The organism is Rhodopirellula baltica SH 1 (assembly GCF_000196115.1).
In the GTDB taxonomy this organism is placed as follows: Bacteria; Planctomycetota; Planctomycetia; order Pirellulales; family Pirellulaceae; genus Rhodopirellula; species Rhodopirellula baltica.
Map to the genome: position 1 here is coordinate 3999438 of NC_005027.1, position 17672 is coordinate 4017109.

Here is a 17672-nt window from a genome sequence, read left to right on the forward strand (position 1 = left end):
GACACGCGTATAAATCGCATTCAACCTGGACGATTGATTCATGCGTAGAATGAGAGGCGGGAATGAAACCCAAAGGAATTCTGCAAAAATTTCCGGGATGTGGTTCCCAAACCGGGCGTGAAAGACGACGTTACTGAAACACTGTTTGCACGACCCAGCCAACGGTCAAGATTGAAACGGGGGGGAGGTAAGATCCATGCCAAAGGTCATCTGTGTCGGCGCCCCAAATTCGCCTCCGGATCGATCCTCGCTGCCAGAAGCGTTGCTGCAAGGCGACAGCTCGGCTGAGGGAACACAATCACCCGACATCGAATGGGTGTTTTGCGAGTCAATTGTGGACGCGTTCCCATTGCTCGAAGAAGAAGACGTGGCCGGCATTTGGATGAGCCGCAGCAGTCTTCCGCAAACCTCAGAAATTCGCGGAATGATGCAAAGCGGACTGATGCTCCGTGATATGCCCGAAGGTGTCGCGTTGCTCGATGCGGATCTTCGCGTGATCTGGGCGAACCATCGTCTGCTGCAGTGGGCGGGCCGCCCCTCGGGAACGCCACTTGGAATGACGTTCTACGAGTTGCTGCACAATCCCGAGATCATGGGACCGGATTTCTGTCCGTTCCATACCGCGCTGGCGACCGGAGACGAAAGCAGCTCCACGCTTCACAGCATGGACAACCAATATTTCCAAGTTCACGCCGCGCCGGTCCGCTCGGCCGAGTCACCGCGAAACCTGATCGTCACGGTCGGCGAGATCACCGACGAGATCCTTCAGCAACAAAAATTGGCGGCAATCCACCAGGCCGGTCGCGAATTGGCGGATCTGCGTCCAAATGAAATTTTCATGATGGAGGTCGATGACCGAATCGATCTCTTGAAGGACAACATCCAGCACTACCTCAGTGACCTGCTCAATTTCGAAGTCATCGAGATTCGCGTGCTGGAACAAACCACCGGCGATCTCATTCCCTTGCTCAGCGTCGGCATCGACGAAGAAGCCTCAGACCGCCGACTATCCGCTCATCCTCGCGAGAACGGCATCACCGGCTACGTTGCCGCCAGCGGCGTCAGCTACGTTTGTCACGACGTTCAGAACGATCCGTTGTTCATCCCAGGCGTCGCGGACGCTCGCAGTTCCCTGACGGTGCCTTTGGTCCTTCACGATCAGGTGCTTGGCACGATCAACGTCGAAAGCCCGGACGTTGCGGCATTCAGCGATAGTGATCTGCAGTTCCTGGAGATCTTCGCCCGTGACATCGCCTTCGCACTCAATACGCTGGAACTGCTGGTCGCGCAAAAGGCCAACACCGCTCAGCAAAGCTGTGACGCGATTCACAGTGCGGTTGCCTTGCCAGTCGATGCAATTTTGAACGACGCTGTTCACGTGATGGAAGGTTACATCGGACACAGCCCCGAAGTGATGGATCGCCTTCGCCGAATCCTGCAAAACTCTCGGGACATCAAACGGACGATCCAGCAGATCGGTCAAAAGATGACTCCTCTGGAAGCCGTTCCCGCGGACGAAAAACTGGATCAAAACGCCATTCTTCGTGGCCGTCGAATTTTGGTGGTCGATCACGACGAACAAGTTCGCGAAGACGCCCACCAATTGCTTGAACGCTACGGATGTGTCGTTGAAACCGCTCATGAAGGCGACGAGGCGGTTTTGATGGTTCGCCGGAGTGCGGGCGACGACAGCTACGATGCGATCATCAGCGACATCAAACTGCCCGATTACAGCGGGTACCAATTGATGCTGCGTTTGGAAAAGGTCATGGCTCATGTGCCAATGATTTTGATGACCGGGTTTGGATATGACCCAGGTCACTCCATCGTCAAAGCCAAGCAAAATGGTCTGCATCCCAAAGCGGTGCTTTTCAAACCTTTCCGGCTGGATCAACTGATCGACGTCTTGAAAACGGTGATCGAGGCCAACCCAAACGTGCAGAACCCTCCGGGCTCATCGCCCGACGACAATGCTCCCAGCGATGAGGATCCCGATGCTGCACGGACCGCATCCGGCGGAACAAAGAATTCCATCTGCTGAGTCAATCGATGCGATTCGCGGTCACTGACATCGCAATGTGATCACGACCGCCCCCATCACTCAAAAACAAACGGCTTGGTGAATTCACCAAGCCGTTTGTCGTTTCAAGAGTTTTTGGTTGAGCGGTCTTTTTCAAAGCCCGCCCGTCACCGGATCAGGCAGGAAGTGGAGCGGCTTCGGCCAACTCAGCCAACTTCTCTGCCCCCACGCGATCGCAGAACGTACCAAGCGATTCGCCTTCTTCTCGGTTGGCTTTGAACGCGGCGAAGATTCCCGTCAGCTCTGCGGTCACGTCTTCGTCTTTGACTTGATCCTTGTAGATGTAGGCCAAACGGTTGCCCAACCATCCTCCACCGGCGAACAGCGTGTACTTCCCGACCGCACGACCGACCAAAGCCAAATCCGCGTTGTAAGGACGAGCACAGCCGTTGGGGCAGCCTGTCATACGAATCGTGAATCGTTCATTGCTAAGTCCCAACTTGGCCAAAGGCTCTTCGATCGAATCGATGATGCTTGGCAAACGACGTTCGGATTCGGTGATCGCCAAACCACAAGTCGGCAAAGCAACACACGCGATCGACCAACGACGAACCGTGCTGGTTTCTTCTGTGGTTCGAAGACCATGTGACTTCAAGATTTCGATCAGCTCTTCTTTCTCAGAAGGATCGATGTCGCAGAAGATCATGCTTTGATGGCTAGTCAAACGAATTTCGCGATTGAAACGAGCACAAACGGCTCGAATCGCTGCTTTCACCTGAACCTGCTCATTGTCGTACAAACGTCCGTTTTCGATGTTCAGGCCGTAGGACAATTTGCCATCGCCCTGTTCCTGCCAACCCATGTGGTCGTCGAACTCGTGCACGTCGTCTTCGGTGCAATCAGCGAGAGGTCCGCCGAATACCTTCTCGACTTCGGCTCGGAATTTCTCGATGCCCCAATCCGCAATCAGGTACTTCAAACGAGCCACCTTGCGGTCGCTTCGATTGCCGTTGTCACGCTGGACGATGATGACCGCCTTGGCGACATCGATCGCTTGCTCCGGCGTCACAAATGCCATGCGTTTCGCGAGAGCGGGGAATGTTTTCTTGGCACTTGGAGTGCGGCCCATGCCACCGCCGACCGAAACGTTGTAACCGATGATTTGCCCATCACGAATCACGGCCAAGAACCCGAGGTCCTGCGTGTAGATGTCGATGCAGTTGTCATCCGGCAGCGCGATGCCAACCTTGAACTTCCGCGGCAAATAGGTCGGTCCGTACAAGGGTTCATCGATGACCGGGGCACTTGATGCCTCAGGTTCACCACCGCCGGCCAACGTCTTCTCGCCGGTGTCGGGGTCAGTCAGCCAAAGTTCGTGGTAAGCAGGTGTTTGAGGTGCGAGAGCCTCGGTCAACTCGTCCGTGAATTCGTTGAGCTGAGCGTGGATGCCACCGACTCGTTTGGCGGGGCAGCACATGATGTTTCGGTTCACGTCACCACAGGCAGCCAGCGTCGAAAGCTCGACCTCGTTGATGCGGCGAATCGTCTCACGAAGATCGCCCTTCAAAATGCCGTGCAATTGCAGGGTTTGACGCGTGGTGATTTTCAGCGTCGAGTCGCCCAGTTCATCGCACATGTCCAAATGTGCGACCAATTGATCCGAGCTCAAACGCCCGCCGGGGATCCGGCAACGGATCATCATCGAGTAAGCTTTGCCGCCACCCGACTTCTTCAGTTCGGCTCGTTTGTCACGGTCGTCCTGTTGGTACGTGCCGTGGAATTTCAGCAGCTGAATGTTGGCATTGTCGAAATGATCAACTGGATCTGCCAGCTCGACATCAATCGAACCCTTCAGGAAACCGCTTTCTTGCTTGATCTTTTCGACCGGGCTGAGCTTGATCGGCTTCGCGGGCGCGTCGGTCGGTGCGGCATTCGTTTCGGAAGCGTCGGTAGACATCGAGTCAAAAATCCTGTGTGATTTGCGTCGGTCAAAGGACCGAAGGTTCGTGTTCGGCTCTTTATACCGACAATTCCAATTTTTCACCACGTCGACCTTTCGTCGACTTACGCCAAATCAAGGCCCCGGGATGCCCGCAACGCGACTGGATGGCAAGAAGATTGCCGCGGAAATTCGCAGCGAAGTCGCTGCTGACGTCGAAACGTTTGTTTCAGGCGGGAATCCCCCTCCCCAATTGGCGGCGGTACTGGTCGGAGAAGACCCTGCCAGCCAGGTCTACGTACGAAACAAAGAACGAGCTTGTGCGAAAGCCGGAATTGCCAGCCGACTGGACCGGATGCCCGCCGCAACCACTCAAGCCGAACTACTGGCCAAAGTGGCTGAACTGAACGCCGATCCGGCTGTCAGTGGCATTCTGGTTCAATTGCCGTTGCCTTCCAAAGCCAACGGCGGCACCGGAATTGACGAACGGGCTGTCCTGGATGCGATTGATCCCATCAAAGATGTCGATGCGTTTTCGCCAGTCAACGTCGGACTGCTCATGCAGGGACGTCCGCGATTTTTGCCCTGCACCCCGCATGGCATCGTCCAGCTACTGCATCGCACGGGTATTGAAACCAGCGGGAAACACGTCGTCGTGGTTGGTCGCAGTGACATCGTCGGCAAACCGATGGCAATGATGCTGGCACAAAAGGACAGCACCTGTGGCCCCGCCGTCGCCAATGCGACAGTGACGATCGCTCACAGTCGCACATCCAATCTGGCCGAAATCTGCCGCCAAGCTGACATTCTGATTGCGGCGGTTGGACGCCCCGAAATGATCACGGCAGAGATGATCCAGCCCGGAGCCGTCGTCATCGACGTTGGGATCAATCGTGTTGGCGACAAATTGGTGGGGGACGTCGCGTTTGACGAAGCGGAGGCAGTCGCTTCGGCGATCACACCCGTTCCTGGCGGAGTCGGACCGCTGACCATCGCAATGTTGCTGCACAACACACTGATGGCCGCCAAGATGCAGGCGGCAAGCAATTAGGCTGCCGCCTTCGGTTGCGGTCCAAGTCAACGCGTTAGCTTGGACAGAAGACACCAAGTGGGCAATTCAAGCCCACGGTTGGTTTAGAGCAGAGCACCAAACCGGCCAAATTAGCGAACGGAAGTGAGCGATTCGCCGGGTTTGGCAATCGCTTCGTGAAACATCTGCAACTCTTTCTCAAGTTGCTGATTGCTTCGATAAAGCTTGACCAGTTCTTGGCGTGTCTCTTTCACAACGCTTTCCAGCTTTGCGTTGTAAACTTCCAAAGCTTTGCGTTCGATTTCTGTCTGCTCGAAATCTTGCTCCAATTTCAGCTTCTCACCTTGAGCCGCTGCTTTCATATTCACCGTCGCATCGATTGCCCGCTGAAGCACTTCGTTTTCGTACGTCAATTCCTTGGTCCGCGTCTGAAGCTCAGCCAAACGCAAACGAATGCGTCGCAAAACAAAGCGATAATCGTTGAGCGGGCGGATGTAATAGGTGTCGATCAGGCGAGCGACATCCGCGTCAATCAAGGAGTCGGCGGCTTCCTCTTGAACGATCAGGATGTCGTCTTTGGAGAACTTGACCTTGCCGCTGTCACCATGCTGCAGACGACTGTCCACGGCACGTCCGCTGCCATCGAAGAAACCTCCGTCGAGAGCACCGCGTTGATCGGGGCTATCGACCACAATCTCGTGGTTCTTAGTGAATTCGATTTTGACCCATTTGGTCAGCGGTTCGTCATCGGGCAGTGATCGAGTTCCGTCGCGAAGGTATTCGGCCCGCGATTGGGCGGACATTGGATTGTTCAACAAACGATTGACCAACTCGTCGTCGATTCGGCCGAATACATTGTTGTCGTCTTCCACGCTTCCTTCGGCAATGAATGGCTCGTGACCGTCCAGAGGAAGCAGTTCGTAGACTGACCAACTGCTCGCTTGGCGACTCTCGATCGCCTGTCGCTGCTGAGGCAACAAGGGAGCAGTCGGTTGCAACGTGACTTGAGTCGGTGATGTCGCAGTGACTCGGAATTCACCGAGGTAAAACACCGGAACGAGAACTTCCAAGTTCGGTTGCTGCCCTTCGGCAAACCCATAAACAACCAAACCATCGGGGATCAACGGCAACGGATTCGCATTGGCATCGGCTTCTTCCACTGGATCCTGAGGCAAACCGTCGACTGGCTCCTCCGGTTGGGGGTTCGTTAAAACGATCTGCCCACCATTAGTGAAATTCGCGTTTGTCAGCCGCAGACCTCTCCAACGTCGACCGGCCTCTGTGCCCAATTTGGCCAATTTCTGGGCCATCGGCAGGACACCTTCCCCGGACAACGGATCGTTTGGATCGCCATAACGAAGTTCCAATTGCTCCGCTTCCACGGATGCGAGCCGAGTTTCCAGATCCTCTTTGACTTTGTGCCATTCAGAGCGACTTTTCAGGGCTCCAGCAACGGGAAACACGAAAATCACGGCCAAAATCGTTGTGATGACGACCGGAGTGATCTGATACCACCGCCAGTGTGGTGCCGCTTTCCAGACCAAAATGGCCTGGGCGATCACGACGACAATCAGAACGAGGAGAAGTACGTACTGCATCAGAGCGATAGATAGAGAAGCGGCAGAACTACCAGATAGGGATCCTTGACGCGTTAGCTTAATCCAGTCCAACGCCGGCTTGGAGAATTTTCATCAAGTTTTCCGTTCCGGTCGTCCGCGACGGTCGCTTTGACCGACCGATCGGCATAACCGGAACATCCCTCACGACGGGGCGCCGATTGAAGCGGTTCGCGCGATATGCACCGACTTGCCGGTCAAGCCGATCGCCCGCATCGTCCGAAATGATCCTGTGAACACGTCGGTACCGACCCGAAGGCGTGTACCGAACATCCAGGTCTCCGAAGGCGATCGATCGTGACCATGCGAAAAATATCATCCATTTGGCTACTCACCGCATCCGTGCTTCTGCCCGCCGCGATGGGGTGCAACCGCACACATTATCGCAAACAGGCTGACAACGAGGCTTACGCCTTGATGGACGAGAAAGCCTCGCACGTCTCACGCCCGGTCAACGCACCGCTCCGGATCGAACTGGACCGACGCAGCCGAATGTTCAACCCATTCGATCTCGATTTCCAACCAATGCCATTGGATGACCCTGCCTCGAGCCGGTACATGCAGTGCGTCGATGGCCGACGTGGCTATCCGATGTGGGAAGCCAATGGGCTAACGAACACTGCCGAAAGTCCCGATTGGTGGCAATTCTTGCCGCTCAATGAGGACGGCATCCTGGAACTTAATTCCGAGAACGCGGTCAAAATCGCGTTGCTGCATTCGCCTGACTATCAACGTCAAATGGAACAGCTGTATTTGTCGGCTCTGGATGTCTCAAGCCAGCGATTTCAGTTCGACACCCAATACTTTGCTGGTGCCGGAGCTTCGTTCAACCAAAACGACCAACGCTTTGGAGCCTTTCGCGATTCCGATTCGGTCACCAGCGTCGGAGGCGACGTGGCACTTCGTCGTCAGTTCGCGACCGGAGCCAACTTGTTGGTCAACTTTGCCAACGAAGTTGTCTGGAACCTGAGTGGACCGGACACCCGAACCACATCGACGGTCCTGGACTTCACACTGCTGCAACCGCTCCTCAGAGGTGCCGGCCGTGATCGCATCATGGAATTGCTGACGCTGTCCGAACGTCGACTGCTCGCCAATGTCCGAAACTTCGAACGATTCCGTCGCGGCTTCTACCTCGACATCGTCACAGGCAGAAACAACGACAGCAGTGTCAGTCGTTCGGGCGGTACATTCTCGGCCAACACCGGTGCCTTCACGGGATTCGATTCTGGATTCGCCAACCTGGGTGGCGGCGGAGGTGGAGGCGTGCCCCAAGCCGGCGGCTTCATCGGTCTGCTGCAAGACCAACTGCAAATCCGCAACTTGGAAGAGAACATTGCTCGACTCGGTGAAAACTTGGTCATCCTTGACAACACCCTGATCGAACTGTTGACAACAATCCCCGATGACCCCGAAGCCATCATTCGTCAACGTTTGCAAATTGCACAAGCACGATCCGCGTTGTTGAACTCACAAAGCTCATTGGTTTCGCGACGCGTTGGCTACCAAAACTCAGTCGACTCGTTCTTGCGAGATCTTGGTTTGCCACCCTACATCTGCGTTGAAATCAACGACCCGATGCTGGAACGTTTCGAGTTGATTGACCGCACCCTTCGCAACCGCCGGGAACAGTTGATCGAAGTCCGATTGGCTGTCGGCCAAATCAACATTGGACTACTGGAATCAAGCGAAAGCTCGTTGAATCAGGAAACAGGTCTGCCCGAGACCAAGCTCGCTTGGAACGACCAGACCATTCGCTTGATCGAACAACTCCGTGCCTCGGTCAAACCTCTTTCTCAATTCACAGAAGAACTCATCAACGAAGACTTGCCTCGCGTGGAAGAAGATCTGAAGCGATTGGCAGAACTCATTCCTGAACGAAAGAACCAAACCGATTCTCTGCTGGAACTCTACCGCGAAGAACAAGCGACCGTGTGTTCGCTTCTGGGCATCGAAACGGTTGATGAATCCATCTTCGATTTGGACCCTGTGCTGGAACTTGGCGAGGAATTGGATTCTCAGTTCCGCGAGATCTCAAGTCGACTCGATGCTTACAAGGTCGCTGTGAAGCAACTCAACGACCGCATCGACGTCTTCCTCGCAACCGGCCCACAATCCGACAACGGAGTTGAGATTGCCTCTCAAGTTCGCGGCGAAGTGATTCTCGCTAGCCAGGACCTGTTGGCCAATTTGGGTGAAGACGTTCTGGCATTGCAACTGATCCAAGCCCGTGCTCGAGTGGAATCGCTGTTGCTACCCGAAGTCGAAATCAATCCCGCCGAGGCACTTCAAATTGCCCGTGTAAACCGTCGTGACTGGGCGAACGCTCGAGCCGCGTTGGTGGATACCTATCGTCGCATCGAATTCTTCGCAGACGATCTCGAAAGCGATTTGGACTTGGTGGTCTCCGGCGGAGTCAGTCGTGCGGCGGTCACGGACCTTCCCAACAATGACAACACCAGCCTTCGAATTGGGCTTCGTTGGGACGCCCCGATCACTCGACTTCAAGAACGCAACACGTATCGCCAAGCCTTGATCGAATACGAACAAGCCAAACGGTCGTACTACAACTTTGAAGACAGCGTGTGGCAGGGCCTTCGCTCAAGCATTCGTCAACTTCAAGCCAACCGAATCAACTTTGAACTGGGACGCCAATCAGTTCGCATCGCCGCGAATCAGTTGGAACTCAACGAAGACATTCGGTCGTTCCGAGATGCTCGCGGGTTGAACAGCGGTCCCACCGCGGCTCGCGATACGATCTCGGCACTGGGTGACTTGCTGGACTCGCAAAACTCGCTGCTGAATATCTTCGTCAACTTCGAAGTCGTTCGCCGCGGATTGGATCTCGACCTTGGCACGATGGAACTGACACCCGATGGACTCTGGATTGATCCAGGCCCAATTGAGCCTGAATACTTGCTCGGTTTGGTCGGAACTTCCGAAGGAGGACTGATCGATTGCGGTGTCACGACATCGAACGCCCTATGCCCGACTCCTGATTGTGGCATGCCACTGAAGGAACAACCCAAGGCCCCAATCTTCGGCTTCTAAGCTGGTGTCTGGCTTCCAAATCGGCAGGACAACAGCTTTCAAACTGGGTTTCGGTTTGAACCAAAGCTTCGAGTTCGAAAGCAGGTCTCGAGTGGTTCGATTCGCAAGAAGTTCGGCTTCGCCAGTCGGCTACTCGACGCCAGTGGGTTTCAGCAAACCTGCGATCTTGCCAATCAATTTGGCTGAGTCGATTGGTTTGCTCATGTAGTCGTCACACCCGCAATCAAGGCAACGCTGGCGATCGCCATCCATCGCGTCCGCCGTCAACGCAATGATCAAGCCGGTGTAGCCCAACGTTCGCAACTCTTGCGTCGCTTCGAATCCGTCCAAGTTGGGCATTTGCATGTCCAAGATCACGACTTGAGGACAAGACTCAGACGACAATGTTTGAGCAATGTGGTCGACCGCCTGCTGGCCATCCTCGACCTCATCCACCGACGCACCGGCTCCCGCCAATATGCGTTTGAGCAGATAGCGAATGTCTCGCCGGTCATCCGCGACCAGCACCTGACAATCCAGCGACGGCGGAAGTAGGCCGTCATCTGACTCCGACAAGGCTGACTCGGATTGGGGAGGTTGCGGAACGATTGATCGAATCGATTCCTGGTCCAACGCCGTCGTTGGCGATGTGCAATCAACCTGGCCAGCGTCGATGCAGAACGAAAAGCAACTGCCTTCGTTGACTCGACTTCGCGCGGTAATTTCACCGCCCAGCATGGCAACCAATCGTTGGCTGATGACCAACCCCAAGCCGGTCCCGCCATACGTCCTCATGATCGAAGGGTCACCTTGCGAAAACGGTTGGAACAGTTTCTTCATCCGTTCGTCAGAGATCCCAATGCCGGTATCAACCACATCAAAATGGACACGAGTTCTACGATCGCTTTGTTCCGCTCGAACAGCGACACGCACGTGCCCCGCCTCGGTGAACTTCACCGCGTTGCCGACGAGATTGACCAAAATTTGTCGCAGACGTTTCGAATCCGCTTGGATCTCTCGGGGAATCTTCCCGCAGTAATCGACACGAATCTCAAGATCCTTCTCCGCCGCACGGACCTGCATGATGCTGAGCACATCTTCGATCAGGTGAATCAAATTCACTGACTCATCAAAGACTTCCATGTGATCCGCTTCGATCTTGGACAAATCGAGAATATCGTTGATCAACCCCAACAGAAACGCACCGTTGCGTCGAATGGTTGCAACGTGGGAGCGAGTGTCCTCATCGATCTGTTTCTGCGAGATCAGGTCGGCGTAGCCCAAGATCGAAGTCATCGGCGTCCGAATTTCATGCGACATGTTCGCGAGGAATTGACTCTTCGCCCGATTGGCTTGTTCCGCCGCATCCGTCGCGTCCTTCAATGAGCGTTCGAACTCATACCGATCCGTCACATCGAAGCCCGAAGCGACGACATACAAAGGCGGACCAGATTCATCTCGCCCAGATTCATCTCGCACAGGGACAAACGATACATCCACCATCCGCGATGAGTCGCCCGCGATTCGATAGGCGATGTCAAACCGAGACGTCTCCCCACGAATCGCCGCTTGAACTGACGACTTCACTTGTTCGGCGACTTGATCATCATGCGACCACCAAAACGCTTCACAAAACGGCCGTCCGATCACGTCTTCGCGAGCCACGGATGCCGCATCGATGGCGGTTTGATTGACCTCCTGAAGAACCCCATCAAGATCAACGATGCCGACAAAACTGTTCATGTTGTCGATCACTCGATGAAGCCGCTTCTCACGCTCCTCGAGCTCTTGTTTGTGCAAACGCCGCGTGGTGACATCTCGCGAAACCGCGACAAACTGTTTGACCTCGCCCGAATTGCGACGAACGGGAGTCACGATCACATCCCACCATTTCGGCGTCCCCTTTACGGTTGGGCACTCAGCCTCGAAACGGCCTTCACCATTTTCACGAGCATCTTTCAATGACTTGCGAACCGTTCCCTGTGCCTGTTCCGGCCAATAGCTCCACCACGCCTGATTGCGAAACGGCTCCAGATCATCGATCTCCATCAAGCACATTCCCTTGGCGTTCATCGACATTAGATCTCCTTCTTCGTTCAGCACCTTCACACAGTCGGGACTGCTCTCCAAGATCGCTCGGCTGAACTCGTTTGATTCCCGCAGATCTGATTCACGACGTTTGCTGTCCGTGATATCCATTGCCACAATCATCACGCCTGTGACTTGCCCGTCCGCAGAAAGCTGAGGGTCATAGCTGACTTGTCGGTACGTCGTCACTCCATCGGTCGTTGCCTCAGCAACCGACTGAGTCGACTGCTCACCGCTAAACGCTCGATCCAAGTGCGGCTTCATCGATTGGTAATTGTCATCGCCCACCATTTCTCGGATGGTGCCGCCCAACAATTCTGACGGTGAGCGATGGAACTGCTGGGCATAGACAGCGTTGGCCGACACATAGCGTTCGTTTGTGTCAGCGATCGCGATCGAGGGATTGAACGAGTGAGCCATGCCGAGTGAATTGCTGTGCAGCTCGTTGACCGTGCTGACGGGAATGCTGATGGGATTGGGTTGAGAGTTTTGAAGGCTCTCTTGAGATTGGCGATAACGCTCAGGATCGCATCGACGGACCATCCGATGCTTGATCGACCAATTGCGTTCCCCCGAGTTGCGTCCAACCAGGTGAACGCACAGCCACCAATCAATTTGATGGCACTCGCCCAAAATAGAGGTCACCCCCCGAACAAGCAATTGCGAAAATCACTCTGACGGCAGGAAACGCTCGCAACCTGCGTACTCGCTTATTCTGCCCGTATCACGTGTATTCTGCCCGTATCACGTGCAAACCGGCAAAGTATCTGAGTGACCCGAATTGGTTTGCGAGGATGCCGCCATGCAAAAAAAGGCCGCGGGCTGTCATCAATAACAGTCCGCGACCTGAGGCTCATTCACGATCGCAAAAATGGTCGGCGACCGATTGGATGCAGCTGCAACGTCGGCGGTCGAACCATTGCTGAAGAGGCTATTTCGCGTCTTCGCCGTATAGCTTGGGGTAATCCTTGGCGACTTGTTCACGCAACTTGGGGCGTGCCTTCAGGGCTGACTGGACCTTACGAACCATCTTTGGCTTGTCCATTCCGCCCAGCACATGATCTGTCGGCATGATCTCGCTGTCCCAGCTGGCCAGTTCTGAAGGCCGGACGTTATCACGATACAACGCGCCGGTGGTGAATGGTGTTGGAACGAACGACCCAACAATGCTCATGTCCAAATCCCCGGTGATCTGGTCTTCCATGCCGAGTGCCCACAAACAAGCGTTTGCGAAACAGCGACGAGTGTCTTCGTCGAGCAAATCCTCGGACGCACCGTACGAGAAGTAAGCAACGCGAGCATCCTTCTTCTCGCCCGATGGCGCAACGTAGTGATCCCGAGTCCAACCAGCAGACACCTTTGGCTTGTCCGTGTTGACATCGTCACTTGGTTCAAACGTATTGAGAACCTGAACCTCCACCAATGGAATTGATCCGGCTGGCGGACGAGACGAATACGCTCCGCTGTAGCCGTGCATCGTTCCAACCCCGGTCATGATCGGATGATCGGAGGCCGATTCCACCGCGGTGATCCGACTGCTCGAACTGTGGTTGCCGCCGTAGTGACTTTGCCCTCGCGTCGAGTGCCAAGTGTTGCCAAAAATCTGTTCACCTAAACCACCGAGGTAATCTTCACCCTCGTAGTTGAAGTTCAGCTTCGCCCACTTTCCTTTTTGTCCATTGAAGCAGTGAGTGGACGTCCGAGCTCCAACGACCGGCCCACCGCGTTCAAAGTAGTCCACCAACAGGTCGACTTGTTCGTCGGGTAGTTTCATGAAACGAGTGAAGAAAAACAGCAAGTCAGCGTCTTTCAAAGCCTCCATCCCGGGCACGGGTGAGTCACCCGCTTTGATCTCGCCATCTTCATCAATTCCAAACAACACGGTGCAACGAAACCCATGGTGTTTTGCCAGAATCTTCGCCAGCAGCGGACAAGTTTGTTCGGATCGATATTCGTGATCATTCGCGACAAACACGATGTGCTTGCCCTTACCAATTCCTTCGCCGCCTTCATAAACCAACGGAGCGTTGTCCGGTTCGGCGGCAGAGGTGGAAAGCGGGATGGCGACAACGGACAACAAAATTAGAGAAAGCCAAGTCTTCATAGATCAATGGGAGTACCGAGGTGGGGTGGATGGAAGGCGGCGCCGCGATCGTTCGCTTGAAAAGCGTGAGTGGCAACTGACGAGCAAGATGCCTCGCGGACGTCTCTGAATTTAATCCATCTTCATCTCGATCGCCCGACGATCCACGCCGCTTTCCGCAAAACGACGAAACATCAATTCACATGTCGCAATTCGACGGGTCCATGCCGCACAAGTATCTCTCGCAAATCGTTGATCGCTCGGTTGACGAAGGCATTTCGACCTATGGTGGCAGCCGCCCTGCGATCTGGCAAAAAGCCGTCCAGCATCAGTCTTCTGACCGGATGTTTCTATAGACCCATCCGTGCAGCTTTCGCACCGATTCAACTTTCGGTGCCAGGGCGACGACCGATCAACAGGTGCCAGCCTTTGCGGACGCGAGTACAATCAAGCGCCTGATCCCCACCTCTCCCCCTCCCCCTCCCCCAAACCAACAGCATCATGCCGTTCAATCAAGCGAGACGATCTGACACTTCCCAGGGTCGGTCACCGAGCCTTTTCCTCCCACTTCTACTCTTTTTCGCGTGCGTCGTATCGCCATTATCGGAAACCTCAGCGGCGGACAACGATCGCCCCAACGTCATCGTCGTGATGGCCGATGACCTCGGGTACGGCGACATCGGTTGCTATGGTGCCAAGGGTCTGGAGACTCCCAACATTGATCAGATGGCATCGGAAGGTTGTCGCTTCACCAGCGGTTATTGTTCGGCATCGACCTGCACCCCGACCCGTTATTCGTTCCTGACTGGCACCTACGCATTCCGTTTTCCCAATACCGGCATCGCTCCACCGAACAGCCCCGCGTTGATTCCTGCCGGAACGACAACAACGGCCCGCATTCTGAAAAACGCCGGCTACAAAACGGCCGTCATCGGCAAATGGCACCTTGGCCTGGGTGAAAAGAACGAAGGCCCAGATTGGAACGGTGACCTGAAACCTGGACCGTTGGAAATCGGCTTCGATCACTGCATTTTGCTCCCCACCACGAACGACCGCGTGCCGCAGGTTTACGTCAACGATCACAACGTTGAAAACTTGGACCCTGCAGATCCACTTTGGGTCGGCAACAAGAAACCATCAGAAGATCACCCAACCGGGATCACCCACCGCGACACACTGAAGATGGATTGGTCGCACGGTCACAACTCCACGATCCACAACGGCATCAGCCGAATCGGGTTCTACACCGGTGGCCACGCCGCTCGTTTCCGTGACGAAGATTTGTCGGACCGCTGGGTGGAGGAATCTAAGCGTTGGATTGCCGAAAACAGAGAAGAACCGTTCTTTCTGTTCTTTGCCTCTCACGATTTGCACGTTCCACGTGTCGTCCACGAACGTTTCCAAGGCAGCACCAAACTGGGGCCTCGCGGCGACGCGATCGCTGAACTGGATTGGTGCGTTGGAGAACTGATGAAGTCGTTGGAAGAAAACGGACTCACCGAGAAAACCATGTTGGTCTTTTGCAGCGACAACGGTCCTGTCTTGGACGACGGCTACAAAGACGACGCCAATGAAAAGCTTGGCAACCACGATCCCAATGGCCCGTATCAAGGCGGCAAATACACGGTTTACGAAGGTGGTACGCGAACGCCGTTCATCACCCGCATGCCGGGCACGATTCCCGTCGGTGTCAGCGACGAAATGGTTTGCACCATCGACTTTGCCGCCAGTCTCGCCGCCATGGTCGGGCAAGAACTACCAAACGACGCTAGCTTGGACAGCCAAAACGTGCTCGGAGCGTTGATGAATCAGTCCGGTGCCTCCGGTCGCGAACACTTGGTCCAACAAGACAACGGAAAAGTCGGCAACTACGGCTACCGCGTCGGCGATTGGAAACTCGTTCGCCACGATCAAAAGAAGTCGTACAACTTCGACTTGTCGATGACGCGGAAACCAGTTCCCCAATTCGCTCTTTACAACCTTGAATCGGATCCAGCCGAACAGAACGATTTAAGTGACAGCGAACCTGAACGAGCGAAACAAATGCAACAGGAACTTCAAAAGCTCCTCGACGCCGGTCGCAGTCGCTAAGACAGAGCCACCCGCATAGGTCACACTGACCAACATCGAAAAAGCCGCTCACTGGATTCATCCGGTGAGCGGCTTTTTTTGTGAATCAAATTCAATCGCGTTTACAAATCATGCCGTGGCGAGTTTGGACTCTTCGCTTGCAATCATTTGCCGCAGGATCTCGTCCAGCGACACGCGAATGTCCCAGTCCGGGTAATCGCGTCGCAGTTTGCTGAGATCACTGATGTAACAGATGTGATCGCCTTTGCGATTGTCGTCGCCCAGCGTCCACTCCACCTTGTGACCCGAAATGTCTTCGATCTTTTGAATGCATTCCAACACGCTGGCCGCGTTCTCACGCCCGCCGCCAATGTTGTAGACCTCACCCGGACGCGGGTTCTTTGAAAACGCTTCGAAGGCTTTGACCACGTCACTGCATTCGATTTGGTCGCGAACTTGTTTGCCTTTGTAACCAAAGATCGTGTAAGGCTTGCCCGTCACGGCGACATGAACGAGGTAACTCAAAAAGCCGTGCAGCTCGACGCCGCTGTGGCTGGCACCGGTCAAACAACCACCACGAAAAATACCAGTCTTCAGACCGAAGTACTTTCCGTATTCCTGAGCCAACACATCGGCAGCGGTCTTGGACGCACCGAACAACGAGTGCATGGTTTGGTCGATGCGGCACGATTCACTGATGCCGTCGTAGTCTTCTTCGCGAGCGTATTCCCAGCGGGTTTCCAACTCGTCCAGCGGCAACTCATTGGGTGCATCACCGTAAACCTTGTTCGTGCTCATGTGGCAGAACACAGCTTCGGGGGCGTGCTGGCGAGTTCCTTCGAGCAGGTTTAATGTGCCGTTGGCGTTGACTTCGAAATCCAAGAACGGGATTGCGGCCGCTTTATCGTGCGAAGGTTGAGCCGCACAATGGATCACCAAATCCGGTGGTTCGTTCTTGAACAAATCCAACACGCCGTCGCGGTCGCGAATGTCCAGCGACACCGTTCGGAAGTTCTTCGTTTCCTGCTCCAACCGCGACTGGTTCCACTTCGTGCTGCCATCCGGGCCGAAAAAGGTGGCGCGCATGTCGTTGTCGATGCCGATGACTTCGTTACCCAGGGCGTCCCAATGCCGCACCGCGGCCGAGCCGATGAGCCCACTGGAACCTGTCACAATCACACGCATAGCACGTCAAACCTACCTAAAAACCAACATCAAAAGAAAACGGCCGTCCGATTGTAATTCGCAATCGAAACTCCAAAACCGCCGCACGTTTTTTTCACAAAAACGACGATGCGACGAACGGATCCACCCCGGTGAAGGTGGGTAAGCGGTCGATGGAGGCTCTTTCCGCAGGCTCAAGCAGCCTGTTTCACGCTCGCAGGAGCAGCGACAGGAGCGTTGGGGCGGATCATCCGAGTCATCTCCAAAATCTCCTCAATCGCGAGAGCTTGCTCGGCGGCCGTTTGTGTCAAATCTAGAAAGAGCATGCGTTTGCCGCGAATTTCGCACCAGGTGCTGCCAGCCCCCTCCAACGGTTCACCGCGAATTTCAAATCCATTCTGCCGGGCGATGCGGGTCATCCGTTTCAGGCGTTCCAGCACGTTCTCGTCGTCAAACCGATTCATTTCGAGATCTTTGCAGTCACTGGAGAGGGGCTTTTCGCCTGCGTGATTCAGGGCGAACAAGTGACCGGGGCAAACGAGCCGTGGAGGGTAAGGTTTGCGGGCCGGATAGCAGGGATTTATCAACCGTGTGGGTTGTTCCGATAGATCAAACAGCCACTCCCTTCCTGC

General features: G+C 54.9%; 11 protein-coding genes. 5 read left to right on the forward strand and 6 right to left on the reverse strand.

Going from position 1 to position 17672, the window contains the following annotated elements:
* Nucleotides 1–196: 196 nt before the first annotated feature.
* The gene (locus RB_RS15220; RefSeq protein WP_007331356.1) at nt 197–2041 is read left to right on the forward strand and encodes a response regulator; all 1845 of its coding nucleotides are present in this window, start codon (nt 197–199) and stop codon (nt 2039–2041) included.
* Between the two features lie 154 nt (nt 2042–2195).
* Here the strand turns inward: RB_RS15220 and RB_RS15225 are convergent, their stop codons facing one another.
* The gene (locus RB_RS15225; protein ID WP_007327402.1) at nt 2196–3977 is read right to left on the reverse strand and encodes an NADPH-dependent assimilatory sulfite reductase hemoprotein subunit; all 1782 of its coding nucleotides are present in this window, start codon (nt 3975–3977) and stop codon (nt 2196–2198) included.
* 130 nt (nt 3978–4107) lie between these two features.
* Here RB_RS15225 and folD point away from each other — a divergent pair, with 130 nt between their 5' ends.
* Nucleotides 4108–5010, forward strand: a complete 903-nt coding sequence (gene folD, locus RB_RS15230) for a bifunctional methylenetetrahydrofolate dehydrogenase/methenyltetrahydrofolate cyclohydrolase FolD (protein ID WP_164922068.1) — start codon at nt 4108–4110, stop codon at nt 5008–5010.
* Nucleotides 5011–5120: 110 nt separating this feature from the next.
* On the opposite strand, the gene RB_RS15235 is transcribed toward folD, so the two are convergent.
* A complete protein-coding gene (locus RB_RS15235; RefSeq protein WP_007331359.1) occupies nt 5121–6587 on the reverse strand; it encodes a coiled-coil domain-containing protein in 1467 nt (488 codons plus the stop codon).
* Nucleotides 6588–6908: 321 nt separating this feature from the next.
* Here RB_RS15235 and RB_RS15245 point away from each other — a divergent pair, with 321 nt between their 5' ends.
* Nucleotides 6909–9656: a hypothetical protein gene (locus RB_RS15245; RefSeq protein ID WP_164922069.1), complete on the forward strand. Its 2748-nt coding sequence runs from the start codon at nt 6909–6911 to the stop codon at nt 9654–9656.
* Nucleotides 9657–9785: 129 nt separating this feature from the next.
* Here RB_RS15245 and RB_RS15250 read toward each other — a convergent pair whose 3' ends face one another.
* Both RB_RS15250 and RB_RS15255 read right to left on the reverse strand, forming a co-directional pair.
* On the reverse strand, nt 9786–12266 hold the full coding sequence (locus RB_RS15250; protein WP_231845675.1) for a hybrid sensor histidine kinase/response regulator: 2481 nt from the start codon (nt 12264–12266) through the stop codon (nt 9786–9788).
* A 388-nt stretch (nt 12267–12654) separates the two neighbouring features.
* Nucleotides 12655–13827, reverse strand: a complete 1173-nt coding sequence (locus RB_RS15255) for a ThuA domain-containing protein (protein ID WP_011121407.1) — start codon at nt 13825–13827, stop codon at nt 12655–12657.
* Between the two features lie 203 nt (nt 13828–14030).
* Here RB_RS15255 and RB_RS28345 point away from each other — a divergent pair, with 203 nt between their 5' ends.
* Nucleotides 14031–14162 (forward strand): hypothetical protein, encoded by a 132-nt coding sequence (locus RB_RS28345; protein ID WP_261340181.1) that lies wholly within the window; start codon nt 14031–14033, stop codon nt 14160–14162.
* A 145-nt stretch (nt 14163–14307) separates the two neighbouring features.
* Nucleotides 14308–15897 (forward strand): sulfatase family protein, encoded by a 1590-nt coding sequence (locus RB_RS15260; protein WP_011121409.1) that lies wholly within the window; start codon nt 14308–14310, stop codon nt 15895–15897.
* A 108-nt stretch (nt 15898–16005) separates the two neighbouring features.
* Here RB_RS15260 and RB_RS15265 read toward each other — a convergent pair whose 3' ends face one another.
* Entirely contained in the window at nt 16006–17061 is a 1056-nt protein-coding gene (locus tag RB_RS15265; protein ID WP_011121410.1) for an NAD-dependent epimerase/dehydratase family protein, read from the reverse strand.
* A gap of 173 nt (nt 17062–17234) precedes the next feature.
* Nucleotides 17235–17504 carry a hypothetical protein gene (locus tag RB_RS15270; RefSeq protein ID WP_007331368.1) on the reverse strand — a complete coding sequence of 90 codons (270 nt, stop codon included), beginning with the start codon at nt 17502–17504 and terminating at the stop codon, nt 17235–17237.
* Nucleotides 17505–17672: the final 168 nt, after the last annotated feature.